The following is a 24,069-nucleotide window of genomic DNA, read 5'->3' on the forward strand; positions in this document are numbered from 1 at the left end:
CTATGCCCCTTCTAGCACTTCGATCCGATTCCGGTCTGGGAGTTGACCGCCGTGCACGAGAAAGAGTCCACGATATTTCCCTGAGGCCCGTATGCGGTCATTCCCACCTGGACGGATGTAGGAACAGCCGAATGCGGATCTCCGTAGACAGGAACGACCGACATGATCAGCTTGTTGTTCCCAGTCAAGTGCTTCCACCCGAAGCGTTCCACCTTGCTGGCCATCCTTCTGTTTGCACTGCCGTGCAAAGCCACCAGGTTTCGGACATCCTGGCCGGTGCCCTTCCCCCAGTAACCTATCAAGTGGCCGGCTTGCGGATCTCCGCCTCCTGCCGCGATTTCCCCCATTCCGTCCGGCTTGACGGACGGCTCGCATTCGGGGCACCTCGGCAGACCACCCGCCCCGGTGCGCGACCTGCGGTCACTCTTGGTGAGGAACGCGAAGGCGCCGGTTGCCCTGCAGCCCTTCTTGCCCTGGTGGTTCGTGTACTCCTCCAGTCCTCCGTAGATCCGTCCCCCGTCGATCAGAGGCAGCGGGTTGCAGGAGACGCTGTCGGTGTCGGTGCCCCGCGGCGCGGGCCTGGGCGCGGGGCCCGGCGTCGGCTGCGGGGTGGGACCGGGACGCGGTTCGTTGGACGACTCGCTGGAACCGGAACCGGCCTCCTCGGCGGACGGCATCAGGTTACCGAGCGCTTCGCCTGCGTCCCTCAGGTTCTGCTGTCCCTGCGGAGTGGCGGCGTAGAGCGACAGACCCATCGCTCCCGCCACCCAGTAGGCGATCGCGGGGAGAGCGAAGAAGTGGCCGTCGATCTCGACGTTGGTCACCGGGTTGCCGCCGGTGAAGGCGTAGCGGTTTCCGGTGAACGGATCCGCGCCGAGTTTCATGTCGGCGAGGGCGCCGTTGTACATGTCGCGGATGGTGAAGCGGTTCAGGCCGGGACTGTAGTCGCGGAAGCCCATGTCGTAGGTTCCGGACTGGGCGTCCCACCGCTTGGCGTTGTACCGGTAGGGGTTGTACTCCTCCTTGGTGGGGTCGGTGGCGTCGGGTTTGTCGATTCCGGTGAACTCGGACGTTTCGTCGGAGCCGTAGGCGGTGTAGCCGTACGTGGCCTTCGTGTCGCCGTTCTTGTCCGTGAGGGTCTCGACGTCGGTGTGGGCGTTGTAGCCGTAGTAGCCGGCCTCGGTGGTGCCGTCGTTGTTGTGCTTGACCTGCGACAGGCGCTCGCCCCAGGGGCTGTACTGGTACGACTTGGTCAGCGCACCGGAGACCTCCTCGGTCAGCACCTCGCCGGACAGACCGAGGTAGTTGAACGTGGTGGTCTTGCCGTCCGCGGTCTTCGACGCGGTGCGGTCCAGTGGGTCGAAGGTGTACGTGGTCGACTTCATCCCGCCCGACGAGTCAGCGCTCAGCGACTCGACGACGTGGTCGAAGCCGTCGTAAACACTCCGGCTGATCACCTTGCCGCCCGACGTCACCGATTCCTGGCGGCCGAACGGGTCGTAGTTGTAGGTGGACGTGGTGCCGCCGACAGCGGTGGCGCTCAGCAGCCGGTTCCGGTCGTAGTCGTACGTCGTGGTCGTGCCCTTGAGCGTCTGGCTGACGACGTTGGCGTTGTCGTCGTGGACGTACGTCTCCGTCCCGGCGCCGTTGCCGGTCTTGACCGACTTGGCGAGCCGGTCGGCCGGGTCGTAGGTGTAGTCGGTGGTGGACTCCAGGTAGGCGGTGCGGTCGTCGGCGTTCATCTTCTTCGCCACGTCCCGCGCCTTGTTGCCGTTGGGATCGTAGGCGTAGGTGTGCGAGGAGACGAGGATGCCGCCCGCCTTCTTCTCCGTCGTGGACTTGACCGGGCCATCGAGGTAATAGGCGTAGTCGACGGTGTTGCCGTTGGCCTTGGCCTCCCTCAGACGCTGGCCGCGGTCGGTGTACGTGTACGACGTCACCTTCGGGTCGGCGTCCGTGGCGGACTTGCCGATCGAGACCGTCCTGACCAGGTCACGCAGGTCGTATGTGTACGTCGAGTGCTGGTCGGGGTGAGTGATCGCCTCCGGCAGACCGTTGGCGTCGTAGGTGTACGACGTCGACTTCTTCGCTGTGCCGTTCAGCGACTCCGTCACTTTCCGGACCTGATTGAGGCCCGTGTAGGCGATGGCGTAGTTGTCGATCCTCGCGCTCGACGAGGTGTCGTCGAGCGCCGTCAGGTTGCCGTTCGCGTCATAGGTGTACGTGAACGTCTTCTTCTCGGTGTCGGTCTCGCCGCTGGTGTCGCGCACCAGCTTCACCGCGTCGGCGACGACCGTGCCGCCGTCGTTCTCGGACAGCTCCAGCTTGGCACCGTTGCCCTGGGTGAAGGTGTAGGAGCCCAGGGAGACCCAGGTGCCGGCGTCCGCGGTCTGGTCGATCGTCTTGTCGGTCGTCCCTCCGTCGTGCGTGAGCGTGTACGTGGCCGTTGTCGACGTCTCCGGCACGTCCGGGTACTTCACGTAGGCGGTGTAGGTGCCGTCGGCGGGGATGTTGAGGGTCCAGGTGAAGGCGTCCGTGCCGGTGCCGGCCGTGTGGACGGCGTGGTCGTAGCCCTGCTGGCCGTCGGCGTCCGCCGTGGTCCAGGTGCCGGTGGAGTCGGTGTTGTGGGTGTCGGAGTTGTCGACCAGCACGACGTGCTTGCCGACCGGGACGCCGTCGTCGGTGCGGGACTTCAGCTTGCCGTCGGGGTAGTAGCCCCAGCCCATCGTGCGTGAGGAGGAGCCTCCGGCCGAGGTGAGGGTGCGGGCGGTCTGCAGGCCCAGGTCGTTGTAGTCGTAGGTGGTGGTGATGTCCCACGGGTCGGTGGAGGACTTCACCAGGCCGTGGTCGTAGTAGGTGTAGGTGGTGTCGTTGCGGACCGACTGCCCCTGGGAGGGCGGCAGCGAGGTCGACTTCACCCGGCCGGCCGCGTCGTACACCGTCTCGGTGTAGACGTTGGGGTCGTTGTAGCGGGAGTCCGCCGGGTCGTAGGGCTGGAACTGCTTGACCGGGCGGTTCAGCGCGTCGTACTCGGTCCGGGCGGTGAAGGCCTCCGTCGTCCCGGCCGCCACGGCCCGCGGGGTGATCACCTTGGTGCGGTTGCCGACCTCGTCGTACTCGTACTTCGTCGTGCGGTAGGTGATCGTGCCCGAGGCGTCCTTGGTGTGCGGGACCTTGGCTTCGGTGGTCATGCCGCGCTCGTCGTGGGTGACGGTCGTGGTGTTGTTCTCCGCGTCCGTGGTGGAGACGACCAGGGAGTCCTTGTCGTACGCGCGCGAGGTGGTGTGGCCGGCCGCGTCCGTGACCGTGGTGACGCGGTGGTTGAGGTCGTAGGCGTAGGCGGTGGTGAAGTCGCCGGTATCGGTGCTGGCGTTCTTCTTCGGGTCGGTGACCTTCAGCAGGTTGCCGACGTCGTCGTAGCTGTAGCTGATCTTGTCGCCCGCCGCGTTGACCACGGAGGTGAGCTGGTAGATCGCGTCGTAGGCGTGGGTGGTGGTGTAGTCGCCGGCGGTGGTGGTCAGGTTGCCCTTGGGCTCGGTGGTCGTCAGGAGGTTGCCGACCTTGTCGTAGGCGTAGGTCGTCCTGCGCTCGTTCGAGGTGTCGGTGTCCTTCGGCTCGGTGGCCGAGGTGAGCTGGTCGGCGCTGTCGTAGACGGCTGTGGAGACCGCCCCGTTGGGCGCGGTGGACTCGGTGATGTTGTCGTTGGCGTCGTAGACCGGGGCCGGGGTGGTGATCAGCTCACCGGCGTCCTGGTCCTTGGGCACGGTGGAGACCAGCGGACGCCCGAAGACGTCGTAGGTCTGCGTGGTGGTCTTGCCCAGCGCGTCGGTGCTCTCCAGCACCTGCCCGCGCTCGTCGTAGACGAACGAGGTGGCGTTGTCCAGCGCGTCGGTGATCAGCGCCGGGTAGCCGGTCGGGCCGAACTCGCCGTGGGTGGTGGTGTTTCCGTTCGCGTCGGTGGCCGTCTTCAGCTGGCCGTGGGTGTCGTAGGTGTAGGTGGTGGTGTAGTCGTCGGCGGTGGTGGTGGCGGTGCCCTTGGGGTCGGTGACCGAGGTCAGGTTGCCGTAGGTGTCGTAGCCGAACTGCCAGGTCCGGCCCTCCGGGGAGACCTTGCGCCACAGGTCGGCCACATGGCCGTTGAGCGAGGTGGCGTAGGTGAAGGTCTGCGGCTCGGTGCCGTTCTGGTTCGCCTCGGCGTCCTTCTGCTCCAGCGGGTAGCCGGTCTTGGGGTCGTAGGTGTAGGTGGTGACCGCGCCGTTGTTCTCCTCCAGGCGTGTGACGTTGTTGTCCGCGTCCCAGGACAGCTTGGTGGTCTGGGACTTGGCGTTGGTCACCTGGGTGGGGCGGCCGTAGCCGTCCTGGAGGTAGGTGGAGGCGTTGCCCTCCGCATCCGTCACAGCCGTCTGGATGGTGGAGCCGGCCGTGCCGTCGGGGTCGGTGTAGACGAAGGACGTGTCGTGCCCGAGGCGGTCGGTGATGGTCTGCGCCGACCAGTGGAACTTCGGGTCGTCCCCCTCGCTGGGGTCGTAGTAGTCGAGCGAGGTGGCGTTGCCGCGCGGGTCGGTGACCTTGACCAGCTTGACGTTCTTGTTGCCCTGGGTGGCGTCGTAGGTGAAGCGGAAGACCTTCGGCTGTGCGCTGCCGGCGCCGTCGGTCAGCTCACCGAGCAGGCCCTTGTCGCTGTAGACGAAGGTCAGCTTCCGCCCGGAGACGTCGGTGATCGACGCGATGTGGTCGATGATCTTCGGGCTGGTCAGCTTGGTGCCGGACTGCTTCACACCGGCGTCGTCGATGTAGGGGTAGTCCTGGCCCTTGTCGTAGTAGTCGACCGTCAGGGACTGCCGGCCGTCCGGGTCGGTGATGTACTTCAGGAACTTGACCGGCTTGTTGTTGGAGCGGCGCTCCTCGTAGGTGTAGGTCTGCGTGTTGCCGTTCTTGTCGGTGATCGCCGACAGGTAGCCGTCGCAGTCGAAAGAGAACACCGTGCGGTCCGGCCGCGTCATCGACCAGGCGCGCGGGTCGCCGTCGGCCGACGGCCTGCAGTCCACTCCCGCTTTCTGCTGGAGCAGGTAGTGCACCCCGGCCGGGGCCTTCCAGGTGCCGTCCGTCTGCTTGCGGAAGGTGTGGGCGGTGCCGTCACCGTCGGGCAGCGTCACCGTGGTCGGGTTGGGGTTGGGGTGGAAGTCCAGCGCCGCGCCCGAGCGGATCGGGGCTGCGAGCTGGGCGGACCAGCCGTGGCCGAGGACGGTGTCGGAGGTGTCCAGGGAGTTGTAGGAGAACCGGGCGAAGGTGGACAGGCCGCGGCCGGGGTTGGAGAACGCGTTGTAGGACCAGACGTTGTTGCCGGCGTACAGGTTGTTCATCACCGTGGAGCCGGCGCCGGTGTTCTTGCCCGCGTAGGAGTAGAACTTCTCCAGGCCGAGCTGGTTGGAGGTGGGGTCCTCCACCGCCACATGCTGGGCCAGGCCGGGGACTCCCCCGCCGTCGGACTCCCAGGCGCCGGTGCTCCTGTTCCGCATGTCCCAGGTGAGCACGTGGTCCAGGCGCTTGTTGCCGGAGTCGGAGTTGATCGGCGCCTTGACCTGCGCCCGCACCGTCACCGACTCGCCCGGGGCGAGGTCCCTCGGCAGGGCGGTGGCGATCTGGTTGCCGCCGGTGGTGACGTCGGTGCCGTCCGGCAGCGCCCAGCGGTAGGACAGCTCGTGTCCGGTCGCCGTCCACTCCGAGCCGGTGGTGTTGGTGACCGTCACCTCGACGGTGTCGGTGTCACCGGGGATCATCCGCGACGGCGTCTGCGGCGCGTGGTAGGTCTTCTCGGCGGTGGAGTCGACGTAGATGACGCGGATCAGCGGACGCAGCTGCGGGTCGGCGGCCTCCGCCGACAGGAACAGGCTGCGTTCCTGCGGGCCGGTGGAGGACTCGTCGGCGAGCTTGAGCATCGCGCCCTTGTTGGCGGCCGGATCGCTCACCCAGCCCTGCGTCATCGAGGTGGCGTCCCACCAGTGGCGTCCGACCTCGTTGCTCCACTGCGCCGTGGTGTCGGAGACGGTGGAGCCGTAGTCGCCGCCCGGCCTGCTCCAGGCGGTGGAGGAGGACGCCTTGTTCCAGGTGGCGGTGGTCTCGTCGAAGCCCCTGGTCAGCGGGCGCAGTTCGTAGACCGCCCCGTTGCTGTCGGTGGTGGTCTGCGAGGCCCACAGGAACATCCGGGACTCCAGCACGGTGGCGCTGGTGGGGATGTCGGAGGTCGGGAACTTCAGCACCGAGCGGGTGGTGCCGTAGGTGGCGGAGTTGTTGCCGACGCTCAGCCACTTCTGGCCGGTCCCCCAGGACTCGATGGTGTCCTGGTTGGTGTCCGGCTGGGCGCTGGAGAGGGTGGTGTCGCTCTGCCCGGCCTGGATGAGCTTCATGGTGCGGCCGGCCTTGGGGATGCCCACGACGCGGGTGGGCGAGCCGAGCAGCTCGCCGCTCTTGGTCTTTACCGCGATCTGGTAGTGGTACGACCGCCCGATCTCGTCCGCGTGGTCGGCGGGTGTCGGGGTCGCGGTGGTGTCCGTGAAGGACGTGACCGCCTTGTCCACCGGTGCGACCAGGGTGGCCGCCGACGGGGTGAAGGTCTGCTGGGTGGAACGGTGCAGCTGGTACTCCACGATGTCCAGACCGGAGTCACCGCTGGTGTTCTCGTACGCCTTCCAGTGCAGCTCCGGGCCGGTGCCGTGGACGACGGTCGGGGAGTCCAGCGCGGTGCCGACCTTGCCCCATGTGACGGTCAGCCGCGGGTAGGTCGAGGTCTCGCCGCCGTAGTCGCCGTCGGCCGCCTCGTAGCGGGGGCCGCCCAGCGGGCCGGAGGAGGACTCGTCCCGCGCCTTGATCACGAAGCCGTGGTTGGCCGCGGTGCCCGAGACCCACTTCTGCACGGTGTCGGTCACGGGGAACTTGTGCCACTGGTTGTACTCGCCGGTGTTCTTCCAGATCTCGGCCGGGTTCACCAGCCGTACCGCGTCGGCGATGACGGCGGTGGAGGTGGAGGCCGGCCCGTCCCCGAGCACGACCTTGCCGGTGGTGCCCTTGGTGAAGGGAAGCTGTTTGCCGCCTCCCAGTGAGGTCCACTGCCCGCCCGTGCCGGCCGACTGGTCCACGGTGTACGTGGCCGAGCCGTCGCGGTGGGTGACGGTGTAGGGGGCGTTGGTGGCGCGGTCGGTGGCCGCGACGTAGTGGACGTCCACCCGGTAGGTGGCGGTGTCCTCGACCTTCGGCTGCCAGGCGTAGGTGTCCCCGGCCGTGCCGTCCTTGTTGTAGCGGTAGTCGCCGCCGACGGCGTACTGCGTCAGCGTCGAGCCGGAGGCGGGCCAGGAGCCGGAGGCGGCCGTGGCCGGGTCGCCGTCGTCGACCTGGACGCTGGTGCCCGACAGCTCACCGACCAGTGAGCTGGTGTTGTCCCAGGTCGCCGTCGACTCGTCCCACGCCCCGGTGGCCCGGTGCACCCGGACGGGTACGTCGGTGCCACCGGTGGTGTGGGTCTGGTCGAAGTACATCTCCAGGCGGGCGGAGTCGACCTCCACCCCGGCGGGGATCTCGTCCAGCGGGAACTTGATCAGCGAGCGGGCGGTGCCGGTGTCGGTACGGCCGGCCGCCAGCTTCCAGTTGGCGTTGAAGTTCACCGACGGCTGGTCGGACAGGACCATCACGTCCTGCGACTGCGCCGGCGTGGGGGCGATGGAGACGGTGGGGTCGATGACCACCGGGTACCGCCGCTCCTTGGCCGCCAGCCAGTCGGCGTCCGGCGTCACCGTCAGCCGCCAGTCGTCGCCGTGGCGGGTGAGCTTCTGGGCGACGTCGTTGCTGTGGACGTACCCGTAGGGCGAGGAGGCGTCCTTGCGCGCGTCGGTCATGTACGCGGCGGGGATCTCCATCACGGGCACGCCGGGGTGCTCGCCGTAGAAGGCGATCGAGCCGTCCTTACGCGCCTTGGGCGTGAGCTTGTCGATGTCCAGGGTGAAGGTGAACGACACCGGCCCGTCGGGGCGTTCGGCCAGGGTGATGTTCTCCTTCACCCGGCCCGGGCCCACCTCGTAGGACAGATCGGCTCCGGGCAGGGCGTCCGCATAGGTGACGGTGTCGCCCTCGGCCCTGGGTTTGAGCTTCGCGCCCGTCGCGTCCCGCAGGCCGATCGTCACGCCCTGGCCGGTGTCGTTGGCGAAGCGCATCAGGCGTTTGGGGTCGGAGCCGAACCAGCTGCGGCCGGTGTTGGCGGTGCTGGCGAACTCGAACCCCTTGGCGTCGCTGGGACGCACCGCGGTGTCGATAGGCTTCCACCGGGCCTTCTCGCCGGACCCGGAGCGGTAGGAGGTGGGGACGGCCGACAGTTCGGCCTCGACACGCCCGTCGGAGAGCTGCCAGAACCGGGCGTGCGCGGTGCGCCTGCCGGTCAGCTCCTCGACGCGCTTCGCCGCCGGTGCCTTCTTCCCCCTGGGCAGCTTCTCGCGGCTGGGCAGCGCCGCCCTGCCGTCGGCGGGCGGGGCCGCCTCGCCGTCGTCCTCGTCGCCGGAGAACCAGTCCGCGACGGTGTCGACGATGCCCTTGCCGCCGTCCTCGCCGTCTTCGGACGCCGGGGCCGCGTACGCCACCTGCGGCAGCAGGGTGCCCATGACGGCCGACACGACGAGTCCGGAAAGCAGTCTTCGGTACCGCTTTCTCATCTTGCCGAATTCCTTTCCCGGCCGGCCCTGCGTCTTCCGTGCTTTCGCGTACGCGCGGAATGCGGGCAGGCCGAAGCAACCGCCCCGGGAAACAAGGCGGCCTACGGACGGAACATGGCCGTGGAATCGGCGTTACGGCGTGGGGGCTGGACGACGCACCCCAGGAGGACCCCCTGGGAAAGGAGTTCCTCCAAGGAATGCGTCGCCCGCCGGTCACGACGGCTCTCGCAGCCGACGGAGGGTTCTACGCGTGTTTCCGACCCCCCGTCAAGCCTGCGGAGATAAAGGGCACTTCGCCGGTTCGCCACCTCATCGCCGCAGACCACGACGGATCGGCGGGTCGGATTGGGGCGGTTTGCCCCCTCGCTGGCCACGAGCGGCGCACATGGTGTACAACGCCGTGTTCACATGTCCGCGTTCTCGGAAAGGGATCGTCATGAGCAAGGACATGTCCGGGTCCCCGGACACACCGGACGAGGAGAAGGAACGCGCACAGGTGCGGACGGACGAATCGGCCTATCTCCCGGATGATCCGATGCCGGGAAACCCGGAAACCGTCCCTGTCGATTCGACCGGATCCGCCGACGCCGCCGATTCCGCCGACGGCGAAACCGGAAAGGGAAAGGGAGCGTCCGAGCGGGGCGTGGACCGGCGTGTGGTGGCCGTCGCCGCCGCCCTGGTTCTCGCCTGCGCCGGCCTCGTCGGCTACGGCGTCCTGAACACCGGGGACGAACCCGGGGAGCGTGCCTTCCCCACCGCCGAGGTCACCTACGAGGTGCGGGGGGAGGGCACGGCCGACATCACCTACCTCGCCCGCAGCGAGGCCGGGAAGGCCACCATCGCCTCGGACGTGAGGCTGCCGTGGAAGAAGACCGTGGAGGTGCCCCTGGGCGAGGAGCCCACCGTCAGCATCCTCCTCGGCGAGGAGGGCGGCGAGGCCAGCTGCACCCTCGCCGTCCGCGGCAGGCACGTCCAGCGCTCCACCGCCTTCGGCTCCTACGGGCGCGCCACCTGCTCCGGCGCCCTCCCGGCCCCGGAGTCGGCCGTACAGGATTCCGCCGTGGAGCCCGTCGTGGAGGGGCGGTCTCAGCCGTAGGAGGGCTCGGAGTGCATCTCCCAGACCAGCGCCTCGGCCCCGGCCCCGCCTCCGGACGCCTCCAGCCCCTGCGTGTCCGTGATCCGTGCCGCGTCGCCCGCCTCCAGCGACTCACCGCCCAGGCGCAGCCCGCCGCGCACCACGTGCACGTACACCCACGGGGCGTCCGGTACCGCGGTGCGCTCCCCCGCGCCCAGCCGCCGTACGTGCAGCACCGCGTCGGCGCGGGCCAGGGCGTAGGGGGTGCCGTCGGCTATGCCCCGCACGACCTCGTACTCCGCCTCACCCCCGAACACCCCCGGTACCAGCCACATCTGCACGAACCGCAGCGGCTCGCTCCCGGCGTTGCGCTCCACATGCCGGATGCCGCGGCCGGCGCTCAGCCGCTGCACGTCCCCGGGCCGCACCGCCACGCGGCGGCCGGCCGAGTCCTCGTGCGTCAGCTCGCCCTCGACCACCCACGAGACGATCTCCACGTCCGCGTGCGGGTGCTCGGCGAAGCCCGCGCCCGGCGCGAGTCGCTCCTCGTTGCAGGCGACCAGCAGTCCGAAGCGTGTGTTGGACGGCTCGTAGAAGCCGGAGAAGGAGAAGGCGTGCCGTGTCTCGATACCGGCCGCCGGGTCCCCGCCCCGGTAACGGTCCGCATCGCGCCATATGTGCAGCATTCCTCCACGGTACGCGGACGGGCCGACATCCCACACGACGGCCGTACGCCCTCACGCCTCCCGGCGGAACAGGGCCGTCCACAGGAAGGGTTCGCCGAAGCGGGGGGACTCGGGCGGTTCGCCGCGCATGCGGCGCGACTCGACCTCCGTCAGCCCTGAGAAGATCCGGCGCAGCGACTGTGGTGTGTAGGCCAGACCTCCGTGGAGGCCGGGTGGAACGGGCGAACCGGAGGAGCCGGACGGGCGGTACAGCTCCGCATCGGGCAGTTCGCAGCCCATACCTCCGGATCCCGCCGCGAAGCAGGTGAGTGCGAGGTGGCCGCCGGGGGCCAGAACGCGCTCGACCGGGGCGATGTAGCTGACGCGGCGGTGCGGCGGCAGATGGTGGAAGCAGCCGGAGTCGCAGATCAGGTCGTAAGGGCCGGGGAGTTCGTCCTCGGTGAGGGCGAAGGCGTCCCCGAGCTGGAAGCGTATGTCCGTTCCGGCATCGCGGGCCCGCTCCCCGGCCCAGGCCAGGGCCTGCGGGGAGAGGTCGAAAGCGTCCACCCCGAAGCCCGCCCGGGCGAGGTGGACGGCGTTGCGGCCCGGCCCGCAGCCCAGGTCGAGGGCCCGGCCCGGGACGATCAGACCACGTTCGAGATACGAGACCAGACTCTCGTCCGGCTTCGCCGCGAAGAACGGCACCGGCTTCGAGCGGTCCGCGTAGAAGCCGTCCCACCAGGAGGCGGCGCCGGCCGTCCAGTGGTCGCCCCCGGGGCGAACAGCCCGTCCAGCAGCCTCAGTACGTCCTCCACCGTGCGGATGCTCCGGTCCATACCGCGCCCCCTCTCCCCGCGGGAAACGTACGCCCGGAGCGCTCAGAGACGCCAGCGGGGCCTGCTCACCCCGACCCCGTACGCGATCGCCCGAAGGGACCGGCCGGGAGCGGTCAGGGGAGCACCCCCGGCCCGGCGGGGTCGTCCGCCGCCGCGCCCGCCGAAGGCCGCCGCGGGGCCTTCTCCCGCCCCCCTGGGGCGGCTTTCTCCACGGATTCCGCCGAGTCCCGCCGCGGCCGGGCCGACAGACGCCGCGCGCTCTCTTCGAACGCCCTCCCTCCGCCCGTCAGCTCCTCCGCACGCCGACGGTGGCCCCTCTCCGACCACCTGACGAAACCGTTCACCGCCCCATCCCCTCCTCGCAACCGGCTGCCGTGGAACGCCATGGAACACCGCGTCCTCGTTCGCTTCCACTCCGCTCGGCGACAGCCCCACGATCGAGTGGTCGCCGCGGCAGTACGTGCGTACCGCACGGCTCCGCCTCAACCTCCCCTGCGACGGCGGCGGTGGGCCGCGACGCGGGCGCGGGAGGCGCAGGTGGCCGAGCAGTAGCGGCGGGCGCTGCCGGGGCCGGCGTCCAGGTAGAAGGCGGAGCAGCCGGGGGCGGCGCACTCGCCCCAGGCGGCGCGGCCGTACTCGGTGACGATCTGCGCCAGGGCCAGGGCACTCGCGGTCAGGAACCAGTCGGCCCAGCCCGCGTCCTCGTCCCGGTCGACGTGGAGGTGCCAGGGGTGGCGCCCGCCATGGTCGGTCAGTCGGGGGCGGGCACCGCACTCGGCGAGGATTCCGTTGAGCGCGCGGGCGGCCCGGCCGGTGTCGGTCTCGGCCAGTACGGCCGTCATACGGGCGACGGCGCAGCGCAGTTCGGCCGCGCAGGCCGGCGGGAGCGCCTCCTCGGTGAGGTCCTCGGGCCGCTCACCGTGGCGGGCGAGCAGTCCGGCCAGTTCCTCCCGGGGCAGCTCCGGGTCGGCGCGGAGGGCGTTGGCGAGTTCGACCAGCCGCCGGGCCGGCCGGAATCCGCGTCCGGTGACCACGTCGTTCATACATCTCTCTCCTCGTCGCCCCGCACAGGGTAACGTCTTTTCCCAAAATGCCGTTACACCTCGGGAGGCACCCGTGCGCCCGCACACCGGGTTGAGGCCCTATCTGGTCACCGCCCTCCTCGCGCGGCTCGCCGGGGAGGGCATGGCGGTGGCCGTGGTGATGCTGGCGATGCACCGCACCGGCAGCGCCGCCCAGGGCGCGTTCGTGCTCACCGCCTGGATGGCGCCGCACGTGCTGGCCGCGCCGCTGACGGGGGCGCTGGCCGAACGGGCCCGCAACCCCCGGCCGTTCTACCTGGGCGCGCTGGGCGGCATGGCGGCCGGTATCGCGGTGCTGGCGGCGGTCACCGGACGCGCGCCCCTGCCCGTGGTGCTGGCCGTCGCCGCCCTCGGGGGCGGCTGCGGCCCGGTGGCCACCGGCGGGCTGTCCGGCCTGCTGGCCCGCCTGGTGCCCGAGGGTGCGGACCGCGACCGCGCGTACGCCCTGGACGCGGCCACCTACAACGCCGTGTCGGTGGCCGGTCCCGCCCTGGTGAGCGTGATCGCCGCGCTGGCCTCGCCCGCCCCGGCCGTGTTGCTGCTGGCCGTTTCGGCGGCGGGTGCGGCCGTCACCGCGGCGGCACTGCCGTACGGGTGGGCGGACGCGGGCGAAGGCGAAAGCGGGGACGGGACCGCGGCGCCCGGCCCGGGATCCCGCAGGACACTGCGGGCCGATCTCGGGGCGGGCCTGGCTGCGATGTGGCACGTGCGGGAGCTGCGGGCGGTCACCGCCGCCACCTCCCTGGCCTTCGTCGGCATCGGCGGCCTGACCACCACCGCGGTGCTCCTCGCCGGCGACCGGGGCCGTCCGGACGCCGGGGGCGTACTGATGACGGCGCTGGCGCTCGGGGCGCTGACCGGTTCCCTGGCGGTGGCCCGGTGGCTGCGGTCCTTCCCCGCCCGGCGTCTGGTCCCCCTCTGCCTGACCGGTGCGGGCCTGGGCCTGGCCGCCGCCGCTGCCGCGCCCTCGTTCGCCGCGCAGGTGGCCCTGTTCGCGGTGGCGGGCGTCTTCGAGGGGCCGCTGCTGAGCGCCACGCTGCGCATCCGCGCCGACCATTCCCCGCCCGGGGTGCGGGCGCAGGTCTTCACCATCGGGGCGGGGCTGAAGATCTCGGCGGCGGCCTGCGGTTCGGCACTCGCCGGGGCCGCGGCCGGGCTGCCGCCGCACCTGCCGCTGCTGGGGATCGCGGTCCTCCAGTTCGCCGCCGCCGGGCTCCACCGCCTCCTGCGTCCCCGTCCGCGCCCGGCCGGGAAGCCGGCCACCCGGGCCGGTGCCCCGGCCCGCGGGCAGCGAACCTCCGGCTGAGCCTCCGCGCCGGGGCGTTCAGCCGTACGTCGGGAAGACGGAGGTGTCCACCGTCCAGTCGCCCACCCGCACAGTCTCACCGAAGGCGAACTCCGTGGAGGTGCCGTAGCGCGGGCCTTCCGGGGTGCGGTGGATGCCGGAGTAGAGTGCCCCAGTGCCCTTCCGGGGGTCGAGCAACAGGTAGTAGGGGACGCCCATCGCCGGGTAGTCGCGGGTCTTCCCCTCGTAGTCGTTCTCCGGGTTGGTCCGCGAGACGACCTCGACCACGGCCTCGACGTCGTGGGGGTGGACGGCCTCGCCCGTCTCCAGGCAACTCTCGGGGAAGACCATCACGTCCGGCCGCCGTCTGACCCCCACAGCGGGGTCCTCCAGGTCGGCACCGCCGTGGGCGATGAGATCCACCCCCTGCCGCTCGATCTGGGCGTCGAGTTGCTTGCCCACCCGGCGGACGATCAGTTCGTGCTGATTGCTCGGGGACATCATCATGACGATCTCTTCGCCGCTGATCTCGACGGCCCGGACCTCCTCGGGGATGTGCCTGCTCAGCTCCTCGGCGATCTCGGCCATACGCTCGTAGTCGACGGACATCGCGCTCCCCTGAGATCAGAACTCCCTGACCGGCTCCGCCGTCATCGTAAGCCGTACGTGCCGGCGCCGGGCGGGCACCGTTCCGGACCCCGCCCGTTGTACGGATCCGACACCCGCCACCCATACGGCCGTACCAATAGGGCAGTCTTGTCCCGTGCCAGAACCCACTCAGACACCAGCACCCGACAAGCAGCGCCCCCACCCGCACCCCGCGACGCTGCGGCGGCTGGAGCAGTCCTCCGGCAAGCTGGCCGCCGCGGCCCTCACCCGTATGGGAGAGCAACTGCCCTGGTACCGGGCGATGCCGCCGGAGAACCGGTCGTGGATCGGCCTGGTGGCACAGGCGGGCATCGCGGCGTTCACCGAGTGGTTCCGGCACCCCGAGACGCCCCAGGCGATCAGCACCGACGTGTTCGGCACCGCGCCGCGCGAGCTGACGCGGGCGATCACGCTGCGGCAGACCGTGGAGATGGTCCGCACCACCATCGAGGTCGTGGAGGCGGCGATCGACGAGGTCGCCGCGCCCGGCGACGAGAGCGTGCTGCGCGAGGCGCTGCTGGTCTACGCCCGCGAGATAGCGTTCGCCACCGCCCAGGTGTACGCGCAGGCCGCCGAGGCGCGCGGCGCCTGGGACGCGCGGCTGGAGTCGCTGGTGGTCAACGCCGTGCTCTCCGGCGAGGCCGACGAGGGGGCCGTCTCCCGTGCGGCGGCGCTGGGCTGGAGCTCCCCCGAGCATGTGACGGTCGTGCTGGGCACCGCGCCCGACGGGGACAGCGAGCTGACGGTGGAGGCGATCCGGCGCGCCTCCCGGCACGCCAAGCTCCAGGTGCTGACCGGGGTGCTGGGCGACCGGCTGGTGGTCATCGCCGGCGGCTCGGACGATCCGCTGCACGTCGCCAAGTCGCTGATCGGTCCGTTCGCCGCGGGCCCGGTGGTGGCCGGTCCCGTGGTGGGCGACCTGCTGTCGGCGACGAGGTCGGCGCAGGCGGCCGGCGCCGGGCTGAAGGCGTGTGCCGCGTGGCCGGACGCGCCGCGTCCGGTGCTCGCGGACGATCTGCTGCCCGAGCGCGCGATGGCCGCGGATCCCACCGCGCGGGCACTGCTGGTGGAGGAGATCTACAGACCGCTCCAGGAGGCCGGAGCCGCTCTCCTGGAAACCTTGAGCGTTTATCTGGAGCAGGCGAGCAGTCTGGAGGGGGCCGCGCGGATGCTGTTCGTGCACCCCAACACCGTTCGCTACCGGCTGCGACGTGTGACGGACGTCACCGGATGGTCCCCCTCGGATGTCCGTTCGGCGTTCACGCTGCGCGTCGCGCTGATCCTGGGTCGCCTGGCGGACGGGGGCGGGCAGATATAGTCGTGCCCATCGGTTTTGTCGGCCTCCCACAATTCCCCTGACCGTTCTTCGTGCCGGTCCCCACCGGCGTGGACATCCGTCGACAAGAGAGAGTGTGAGAGTGCTCGTACTCGTCGCTCCCGGCCAGGGCGCTCAGACGCCCGGCTTCCTGACTCCCTGGCTCGAACTCCCCGGCGTCGCCGACCGGCTGCGTGAGTGGTCGGCCGCCATCGACCTGGACCTGGTGCACTACGGCACCGAGGCCGACGCCGAGCAGATCCGCGACACGGCCGTGGCCCAGCCGCTGCTGGTGGCCGCGGGACTGGTCTCCGCGCAGGCGCTGCTGGAGGGGGTCCCGCTGGACTCCCTCGGCGCCGTCGCGGGCCACAGCGTGGGCGAGCTGACCGCCGCCGCGGTCGGCGAAGTCCTCGCCCCCGAGGCCGCGATGGCGCTGGTGCGCACCCGCGGCCGGGCGATGGCCGAGGCCGCCGCCGTCACCCCGACCGGCATGACCGCCGTCATCGGCGGCGATCCGCGGACGGTGACGGCGCATCTGGAGAAGCTCGGGCTGACCCCGGCCAACGTCAACGGCGCCGGACAGATCGTCGCCGCCGGCACCATGGAGCAGCTCGCCGCCCTGGCCGAGGACAAGCCGGAGGGTGTGCGGATGGTCAAGGCGCTGTCGGTGGCGGGTGCCTTCCACACCCACCACATGGCCCCGGCCGTCGACGCGCTGGCGAAGGCCGTCGAGGGCGTGGCGCCCAAGGACCCGCGCGTGCCCTACGTCTCCAACCGGGACGGGCGGGCGGTCGCCGACGGCGGCGAGGTCCTGGAGCGCCTGGTGCGGCAGGTGGCCGGCCCGGTGCGCTGGGACCTGTGCATGGAGACGTTCCAGGAGATGGGCGTCACCGCGCTGATCGAGGTGTGTCCCGGCGGCACCCTCACCGGCCTGGCCAGGCGTGCCCTGCCGGGCGTGAAGACGCTGGCGCTGAAGACCCCCGAGCACCTCGACGCGGCCCGTGAGCTGATCGCCGAGCACGCCTCTCCCGCGGCCCAGCGGCCGGACAGCAGTCGATAGGAGCTTGCGAGAGCATGACCGCGAAGATCAGGCCCGCGAAGGGCGCACCGTACGCGCGCATCCTCGGAGTCGGCGGCTACCGTCCGACCCGTGTGGTGCCCAACGAGGAGATCCTCAAGCACATCGACTCGTCCGACGAGTGGATCCGCTCCCGTTCGGGCATCACCACCCGGCACTGGGCCGGGCCGGAGGAGACCGTCGCCGAGATGACGCTCGCCGCGGCGGGCAAGGCGATCGCGGACGCGGGGATCACCCCCGAGCAGATCGGCGCGGTCGTGATCTCGACCGTCTCCCACTTCAAGCAGACGCCCTCGATCGCCACCGAGGTCGCCCACCGGCTGGGCACCGGCAAGGCCGCGGCCTTCGACATCTCCGCGGCCTGTGCGGGCTTCGGCTACGGCCTGACCATCGCCAAGGGCCTGGTGGTGGAGGGCAGTGCGCGGTACGTGCTGGTCGTCGGCGTCGAACGGCTGTCGGACCTGACGGATCTGACGGACCGCACCACCGCCTTCCTCTTCGGCGACGGCGCCGGGGCGGCCGTCGTCGGCCCGTCCGAGGAGCCCGCCATCGGCCCCACGGTGTGGGGTTCGGAGGGCGACAAGGCGGACGTCATCTCGCAGACCGTGCCGTGGGACGACTACCGCGAAGGCGGGGTCGAGAAGTTCCCGGCGCTCCGCCAGGAGGGCCAGACGGTCTTCCGCTGGGCGGTCTTCGAGATGGCCAAGGTCGCCCAGCAGGCGCTGGAGGCGGCCGGGATCACCTCCGACGACCTGGACGTCTTCATCCCGCACCAGGCCAACATGCGGATCATCGACTCGATGGTGAAGACCCTCAGACTGCCGGAGCACGTCACGGTCGCCCGCGATGTGGAGACCACCGGCAACACCTCGGCCGCCTCCATTCCGCTCGCCATGGAGCGGCTGCTGGCGACCGGGCAGGCGAAGAGCGGCGACACCGCACTCGTCATCGGCTTCGGGGCGGGTCTCGTCTACGCCGCGACGGTCGTTACCCTCCCATAGCCGGATGTTCCGCACCGCAGTACGCCGCACCGCAGTACGCCGGACCGCAGTACACCGGACCGCAACACACCACGCGTAACACGAAACGAAGGAGCGCCATCATGGCCGCCACCAAGGAAGAGATCGTCGAAGGTCTCGCCGAGATCGTCAACGAGATCGCCGGCATCCCGACCGAGGACGTCCAGCTGGACAAGTCCTTCACCGACGACCTGGACGTGGACTCGCTGTCCATGGTCGAGGTCGTCGTCGCCGCCGAGGAGCGCTTCGGCGTCAAGATCCCGGACGACGACGTGAAGAACCTCAAGACCGTCGGCGACGCGGTGGACTACATCCTCAACCACCAGGACTGACCGGTCCACACGCCCGTTGAAGCGTTTGTCGCCACCCGCGCGCGGTGGCGGATGACCGCACTTCCCCTACCAGTGGAGAAATTCCTGTGAACGCGACCCACCACACCGTGGTCGTCACCGGTATCGGCGCAACCACACCGCTGGGTGGCGACAGCGCATCGACGTGGGAGGGCCTGCTCGCCGGCCGCTCCGGGGTCAGGGCCCTGGAGCAGGAGTGGGCGGCCGAACTGCCCGTGAGGATCGCCGCGCGGGCGGCGGTCGACCCGTCCGAGGTCCTGCCCCGTCCGCTCGCCCGTAAGCTGGACCGCTCGGCGCAGTTCGCGCTGATCGCGGCCCGCGAGGCGTGGGCGGACGCCGGCTTCGAGGGCCGCGCCGGAGAGGGCGGCCAGGTGGACCCGGGCCGGCTCGGCTCCGTCGTCGCCTCCGGCATCGGCGGTGTCACCACCCTGCTCGACCAGTACGACGTGCTCAAGGAGAAGGGCGTACGCCGCGTCTCCCCGCACACCGTGCCGATGCTGATGCCCAACGGGCCCTCGGCCAACGTGGGCCTGGAGGTGGGCGCCCAGGCGGGTGTGCACGCTCCGGTCAGCGCCTGCGCCTCGGGCGCCGAGGCGGTGGGCTACGCCGTGGAGATGATCCGCACCGGGCGCGCCGACGTGGTCGTCGCGGGCGGCACCGAGGCGGCGATCCACCCGCTGCCCATCGCGGCGTTCGCCAACATGATGGCGCTGTCGAAGAACGACGGGGACCCGGCGAAGGTCTCGCGCCCCTACGACAGGGCCCGCGACGGTTTCGTGCTCGGCGAGGGCGCGGGTGTCGTGGTGCTGGAGTCGGCCGAGCACGCGGCCCGGCGCGGCGCGAAGGTGTACTGCGAGGTGCTGGGACAGGGTCTGTCCGCGGACAACCACCACATCGCGCAGCCCGAGCCGGCCGGCCGGGGCATCGCCGACGCCCTGCAGGGCCTGCTGGAGAGCACCGGCCTCGACCCCTCCCGGATCGCGCACCTCAACGCGCACGCCACCTCCACCCCGCAGGGCGACGTCGCCGAGATCAAGGCGCTGCGCAAGGTGCTGGGCTCCGACCTGGACCACGTCGCCATCTCCGCCACCAAGTCCATGACCGGTCATCTGCTGGGCGGCGCGGGCGGCATCGAGACGGTGGCGACGGTGCTGGCGCTGCACCACCGCACGGCGCCGCCGACCATCAACGTCGACGACCTGGACGAGGAGATCGACGCCGACATCGTGACCGGCGGACCGCGCTCGCTGGGCGAGGGGCCGCTGGTGGCGATCAACAACTCCTTCGGCTTCGGCGGTCACAACGTCGTCGTGGCCTTCCACACCGCCTGAGCACGGGCTGAGCACCGCCCGAGGGGCCCGCCGGACACCGTCCGGCGGGCCCCTCGGGCGTGCGGAGGACACGGAGCCGGGCGGGGGTCGGCCGCAGGAGGCGGAGGCGGAGGCCGGGCCGGCGCGGGAGGCCGTGAGCCGTCACCGCGCCCGGAGCGCCGGCGCCGGGGACGGGCGGGCACCCTCCGGTCCACCGGGCTCGGCCGGAGGCGGCGTACGGCCCGGACGGGCTCCGGGCCCGGTGGGTACGGCCGCGTCGTCGCGCGGCCGCGCCGGGGTCAGACCACCTGGTGCAGCCAGCGCACCGGGGCGCCCTCGCCCGCGTAGCGGAAGGGCTCCAGCTCGTCGTCCCAGGGCTTGCCGAGGAGCTTGGAGATCTCGGCCTCCAGCTCGGTCTCGCCGCGCGCGGCGCGGTCCACGGCGGCGCGCAGCCGGTCCTCGGGGATGAGGATGTCGCCGTGCATGCCGGTGACCGCGTGGAAGATGCCCAGCTCGGGGGTGGAGCTGTAGCGCTCGCCCTCCGCGGTGGGGCAGGGCTCGGACGTCACCTCGAAGCGGAGCATGCGCCAGCCTCGCAGCGCGGAGGCGAGTTTGGAGGCTGTGCCCGGTTCGCCCTGCCAGGAAAGCTCCGCGCGCCAGGTGCCCGGGGAGGCGGGCTGCTTGATCCAGTCGAGGCTGACGCGGGCGCCGAGCACTCCCGCGACGGCCCATTCGACGTGCGGGCACAGTGCGCGGGGGGCGGAGTGCACGTACAGAACTCCACGTGTCGTCACCGGGACCTCCTGTGTGGTTCGAGTGCGACCTTCCGTGGCGGCCTCGAATCCCTGCCGGCCATGCGCCGGGTCACCGGTCGACATCCTGTCCCATCGGTCACGTGTCTTCCGGCACCCGAAGTTACGAACAGTAAACACTATCCGTGCCGATTCTCCCTAAAAGGGACAGCAAGTGACGCGATGTAATCTGTCAAACGTGTCCGGCGGCCATTTTCGGACCGTCATGGCAAAAGCTACCGTGCCACGGCACCCATGGGGTGACGTACCGTCGGCCGAGGCGGTCAACCCACCCGTCCGAACCATCACCCCACCGGGACACAGGAAGGAACGGGGGGGAGCACCCGTGCGAGACAACACGCCGTCCGGCCCTCCGCCCACGGGACGCACCCGCCGCGGAGGGCTGCCGCCCGCCGCCTGGGCCGCGGTCGCCGCCGTCGTGGCCCTCGTCGTGTTCGCCGTGTCGTGCGGTGGCTTCGGTGGTGGTGCGCCGCACTCCCGGGGCGCGCCCGACGGCGCCCGCCCCTCCTCCCCGCCCTCTCCCTCGCCTTCGCCTTCGCCCTCGCCTTCGTGGGACACCGGCCCCGACTCGCTGGCGGCTCTGGGCGACTCCATCACCCGCGCCTTCGACGCCTGCTCGCTGCTGGACGACTGCCCGGAGGCGTCCTGGGCCACCGGCACCTCGCCGGAGGTGGACAGCCTGGCCCGGCGGCTGGGCATCCCCGCCGCCGCGACCTGGAACCACGCGCGCTCCGGCGCCCTGATGGCCGAGCTGCCCGCCCAGGCACGGAAGGCCGCGGCGCACCGGCCGGAGCTGGTGACGGTGCTGATCGGGGCGAACGACGCCTGCCGGCCGACGGTGGAGCGGATGACGCCGGTGGAGGAGTTCCGCGCCGACTTCGCCGAGGCGCTGCGCACCCTGCGCCGGGCCTCGCCGAGGACCCAGGTGTACGTGGCCGGCGTACCGGACCTGGAGCGGCTGTGGTCCCTGGGGCGGTCCCATCCGGTGGCCGCGCAGGTGTGGCAGCTGGGCATCTGCCCGTCGATGCTGGGCGGGACGCAGGCCTCGGGCACCGAGGCGGCGGAGCGGCGGGCGAAGGTGTCGGCGCGGGTGCGGGCGTACAACGCCGCGCTGGCGGAGGTCTGCGAGCGCGACACGCGCTGCCGGCACGACGGCGGAGCGGTGCACGACTACCGTTTCACCGCCCGCGAGCTGAGCTCCTGGGACTGGTTCCACCCCGGTCCGGAGGGCCAGCGCACACTCGCCGAGATCGCGCACCGACAGGTCACCGCCGATTCCCCGCCCGCCTGAGCGGCGGAAATCCGCGCCCGCCCCATTGACGCCGGTCGGCGCCCGTCATTACATTCGCGCCAGCATTTCGAACGTGTGACGAAATATCGAACGGCAGAGAAGGGCAGCCGCTGTGCGCATCACCGGGATCAGCACGCATGTCGTCGGTACTCCGTGGCGCAATCTGACCTACGTCCAGGTGCACACCGACGAGGGACTCACCGGCGTCGGCGAGACCCGGATGCTCGGTCACACCGACGCCCTGGTCGGCTATCTGCGCGAGGCCGAGGCCAACCACATCGCCGGATCCGACCCCTTCGCGGTCGAGGACCTGGTACGGCGCATGAAGTACGGCGACTACGGGCGGGCCGGGGAGATCGTGATGTCCGGCATCGCCTGCGTGGAGATGGCCTGCTGGGACATCAAGGGCAAGGCCCTGGGCGTGCCCGTGTGGCAGCTGCTGGGCGGCAGGGTGACCGACCGGGTCAAGGCGTACGCCAACGGCTGGTACACCGTCGAGCGCACCCCGCAGGCGTTCCACGAGGCGGCGCTGAAGGTCGTCGGGCGCGGCTACCGGGCGCTCAAACTCGATCCGTTCGGCACCGGCCACTTCGAGCTGGACCACGCCGAGACGCTGCGTTCGGTGGCCCTGGTGGAGGCGGTGCGGGACGCGATCGGGCCGGAGTGCGAGCTGCTGCTGGAGATGCACGGCCGCTTCAGCCCCGCCACGGCCGTCCGCATCGCCCGCGAGGTCGAGCCGTTCCGGCCGAGCTGGCTGGAGGAGCCGGTGCCGCCGGAGAACCTCAAGGCTCTGGCCAAGGTGGCCGAGAAGGTGGACATGCCCATCGCCACCGGCGAGCGCATCCACGACCGCATCGAGTTCCGTGAGCTGTTCGAGTCCCAGGCCGCCGACATCATCCAGCCGGATCTGGGGCACATCGGCGGCATCCTGGAGACCCGCAAGCTCGCCGCCACCGCCGAGACCCACTACATGCTGGTGGCGCCGCACAACGTGGGCGGCTCGGTACTGACGGCCGCCTCCCTCCAACTGGCCGGCTGCACACCGAACTTCAAGATCCTGGAGCACTTCAACGACTTCGCGGACGCCGAGATCAAGAAGGTGGTCAAGGGCGCGCCGGAGGTCGTGGACGGCTACTTCTCCCTCCCCGACGCACCCGGCCTGGGGGTGGAGCTGGACACCGACGCGGCGGCGGAGTTCCCGCAGCAGCAGGCCCGCTTCGACCTGTGGGCCGAGGGCTGGGAGAAGCGGGACCCGCGCGGAGCCCGGTCGTGAGGCGGGGCGCGTGCCGGGGGCTCACGGTGTCCGGGCCGCCCGCCCCTGCCGTACACCGGTGCGCGGGCGCGTCTTCGGAAGCCGGGGATGGCGCGCGGCCCCGTGTGCGCCGGCTTCGCCGGTGCGGCGCGGGACGGTGCGGCGCGTACGGTCCGGCAGGGGGCGGCTCCGCGGCGGGCGCCGAGGGCGCCGGCGAGCCACGCGCCGTGGGGAGGAACCGGTGGTGAACGCACCCGCACACACCCCGGCGCCGGACGGCCTCCGCGCCGGCGGGCGCGCCGTCCTCGTGGAGCGGCCCGGCGTCCACCGGCTGGTGGAGGCACCCCGCGCCGAGCCCGGGCCGGGCGAGGCGCGGGTGGCCGTGTACGCGGCGGGCGTCTGCGCCAGCGACCGCGAGGTGTACGCGGGCACCCGCGCCGAGGGCTACGTCCGCTACCCCGTCGTGCCCGGACACGAGTGGTCCGGCACGGTGGAGGCGGTCGGACCCGGCACCGACCCGGCGCTGGTGGGGCGGAAGGTGGTGGGCGAGGGGTTCCGCGCCTGCCTGGTCTGCGACCGCTGCCGCGAGGGCGCCACCAGCCTGTGCACCGGCGGCTACGACGAGACCGGCTTCACCCGGCCCGGCGCCTTCGCCGACTTCCTCGTCCTGCCCGCCCGGCTGCTGCATGTCCTCGACGACCGCGCCGACCTGCGTTCGGCCGCCCTGCTGGAGCCGGCCGCCGTGGTGGCGGCGGCGGTGCTCGCGGGCGGGCCGCGCCCGGGCGAGCGGATCGCCGTGGTCGGGGCGGGCACGCTCGGCCTGCTGGCCGTGCAGTTGCTGGCCGCCGTCTCCCCGGCCGAGCTGCTGGTCGTCGATCCCCGCACCGAACGCGCCGGGCAGGCACTGCCCATGGGCGCCACCGGGGTGTGCGCACCGCCGGAGGCCGGCGGTCTGCGCGGCCGCTACGACCTGGTGGTGGAGACCGCCGGTGCGCCCACCACCGCCCACGACTCCTGCCTGCTGGCCCGGCGCGGCGGGCGGGTGGTGCTGACCGGGCTGCCCGGGCCGGGCGCGCTGGGCATCGACCCCGTCCACCTGTCCGTCAGCCAGCTCACCGTCCGTTCCGTCTTCGGCGCCCCGCCGGCCGCCTGGGCCCATGCGGTACGGGCCTTCGGCGCGGGGCTGCTCGCGCCCGCGTCCCTGATCACCCACGAGCTGCCGCTGGAGGAATTCGCCGAGGCCGTCGCGCTGGCCGGCGGCGGCGACCCGGAGGTCGGCAAGGTCCTGCTGCGGCCCTGACCCCGCCTTCCCGGCCGCCCACGGCCCCGGCCCGCGCCTCCGACCGCGAACGACG

The 24,069-nt window shown here is 71.4% G+C and carries 15 protein-coding genes and 1 pseudogene; 10 read left to right on the top strand and 6 right to left on the bottom strand.

Annotated features, from left to right (window positions below):
- Window positions 1–11 precede the first annotated feature (11 nt).
- Entirely contained in the window at window positions 12–8,696 is an 8,685-nt protein-coding gene (locus ACW69E_RS23420) for a golvesin C-terminal-like domain-containing protein (protein WP_457500255.1), read from the bottom strand.
- Window positions 8,697–9,339: 643 nt separating this feature from the next.
- Here ACW69E_RS23420 and ACW69E_RS23425 point away from each other — a divergent pair.
- The gene (locus ACW69E_RS23425) at window positions 9,340–9,792 is read left to right on the top strand and encodes a hypothetical protein (protein WP_457500256.1); all 453 of its coding nucleotides are present in this window, start codon (window positions 9,340–9,342) and stop codon (window positions 9,790–9,792) included.
- On the opposite strand, the gene ACW69E_RS23430 is transcribed toward ACW69E_RS23425, so the two are convergent.
- The 3 genes and pseudogenes from ACW69E_RS23430 to ACW69E_RS23440 form a co-directional block, all read right to left on the bottom strand.
- A complete protein-coding gene (locus ACW69E_RS23430) occupies window positions 9,783–10,457 on the bottom strand; it encodes a pirin family protein (protein WP_457500257.1) in 675 nt (224 codons plus the stop codon). The two genes, ACW69E_RS23425 and ACW69E_RS23430, sit on opposite strands and share 10 nt — an antisense overlap.
- 51 nt (window positions 10,458–10,508) lie before the next feature.
- Window positions 10,509–11,272, bottom strand: a pseudogene (locus tag ACW69E_RS23435) (class I SAM-dependent methyltransferase).
- Between the two features lie 482 nt (window positions 11,273–11,754).
- On the bottom strand, window positions 11,755–12,315 hold the full coding sequence (locus ACW69E_RS23440; RefSeq protein ID WP_457500258.1) for a CGNR zinc finger domain-containing protein: 561 nt from the start codon (window positions 12,313–12,315) through the stop codon (window positions 11,755–11,757).
- Between the two features lie 73 nt (window positions 12,316–12,388).
- Between ACW69E_RS23440 and ACW69E_RS23445 the strand changes: the two genes are divergently transcribed.
- A complete protein-coding gene (locus tag ACW69E_RS23445; protein WP_457500259.1) occupies window positions 12,389–13,660 on the top strand; it encodes an MFS transporter in 1,272 nt (423 codons plus the stop codon).
- Window positions 13,661–13,678: 18 nt separating this feature from the next.
- On the opposite strand, the gene ACW69E_RS23450 is transcribed toward ACW69E_RS23445, so the two are convergent.
- Window positions 13,679–14,248 (bottom strand): Uma2 family endonuclease, encoded by a 570-nt coding sequence (locus ACW69E_RS23450; RefSeq protein ID WP_457500260.1) that lies wholly within the window; start codon window positions 14,246–14,248, stop codon window positions 13,679–13,681.
- 154 nt (window positions 14,249–14,402) lie between these two features.
- Between ACW69E_RS23450 and ACW69E_RS23455 the strand changes: the two genes are divergently transcribed.
- The 5 genes from ACW69E_RS23455 to ACW69E_RS23475 all read left to right on the top strand — a co-directional run bounded on the left by ACW69E_RS23455 (window position 14,403) and on the right by ACW69E_RS23475 (window position 19,380).
- The gene (locus ACW69E_RS23455; RefSeq protein WP_457500261.1) at window positions 14,403–15,605 is read left to right on the top strand and encodes a PucR family transcriptional regulator; all 1,203 of its coding nucleotides are present in this window, start codon (window positions 14,403–14,405) and stop codon (window positions 15,603–15,605) included.
- A 100-nt stretch (window positions 15,606–15,705) separates the two neighbouring features.
- A complete protein-coding gene (locus tag ACW69E_RS23460) occupies window positions 15,706–16,662 on the top strand; it encodes an ACP S-malonyltransferase (protein WP_457500278.1) in 957 nt (318 codons plus the stop codon).
- Window positions 16,663–16,676: 14 nt separating this feature from the next.
- Window positions 16,677–17,681, top strand: a complete 1,005-nt coding sequence (locus tag ACW69E_RS23465; protein ID WP_457500262.1) for a beta-ketoacyl-ACP synthase 3 — start codon at window positions 16,677–16,679, stop codon at window positions 17,679–17,681.
- Window positions 17,682–17,782: 101 nt separating this feature from the next.
- Window positions 17,783–18,031 carry an acyl carrier protein gene (locus ACW69E_RS23470; protein ID WP_093848993.1) on the top strand — a complete coding sequence of 83 codons (249 nt, stop codon included), beginning with the start codon at window positions 17,783–17,785 and terminating at the stop codon, window positions 18,029–18,031.
- An 86-nt stretch (window positions 18,032–18,117) separates the two neighbouring features.
- The gene (locus ACW69E_RS23475) at window positions 18,118–19,380 is read left to right on the top strand and encodes a beta-ketoacyl-[acyl-carrier-protein] synthase family protein (RefSeq protein ID WP_457500263.1); all 1,263 of its coding nucleotides are present in this window, start codon (window positions 18,118–18,120) and stop codon (window positions 19,378–19,380) included.
- 278 nt (window positions 19,381–19,658) lie between these two features.
- Here the strand turns inward: ACW69E_RS23475 and ACW69E_RS23480 are convergent, their stop codons facing one another.
- Window positions 19,659–20,153 (bottom strand): DUF3145 domain-containing protein, encoded by a 495-nt coding sequence (locus tag ACW69E_RS23480; protein WP_457500264.1) that lies wholly within the window; start codon window positions 20,151–20,153, stop codon window positions 19,659–19,661.
- A 343-nt stretch (window positions 20,154–20,496) separates the two neighbouring features.
- Between ACW69E_RS23480 and ACW69E_RS23485 the strand changes: the two genes are divergently transcribed.
- The 3 genes from ACW69E_RS23485 to ACW69E_RS23495 all read left to right on the top strand — a co-directional run bounded on the left by ACW69E_RS23485 (window position 20,497) and on the right by ACW69E_RS23495 (window position 24,014).
- Window positions 20,497–21,462 carry an SGNH/GDSL hydrolase family protein gene (locus ACW69E_RS23485; RefSeq protein ID WP_457500265.1) on the top strand — a complete coding sequence of 322 codons (966 nt, stop codon included), beginning with the start codon at window positions 20,497–20,499 and terminating at the stop codon, window positions 21,460–21,462.
- Between the two features lie 112 nt (window positions 21,463–21,574).
- On the top strand, window positions 21,575–22,735 hold the full coding sequence (locus ACW69E_RS23490) for a mandelate racemase/muconate lactonizing enzyme family protein (protein WP_457500266.1): 1,161 nt from the start codon (window positions 21,575–21,577) through the stop codon (window positions 22,733–22,735).
- 223 nt (window positions 22,736–22,958) lie between these two features.
- A complete protein-coding gene (locus ACW69E_RS23495) occupies window positions 22,959–24,014 on the top strand; it encodes a zinc-dependent alcohol dehydrogenase (protein ID WP_457500267.1) in 1,056 nt (351 codons plus the stop codon).
- Window positions 24,015–24,069 lie beyond the last annotated feature (55 nt).

This window comes from Streptomyces sp. SS8, assembly GCF_054072955.1.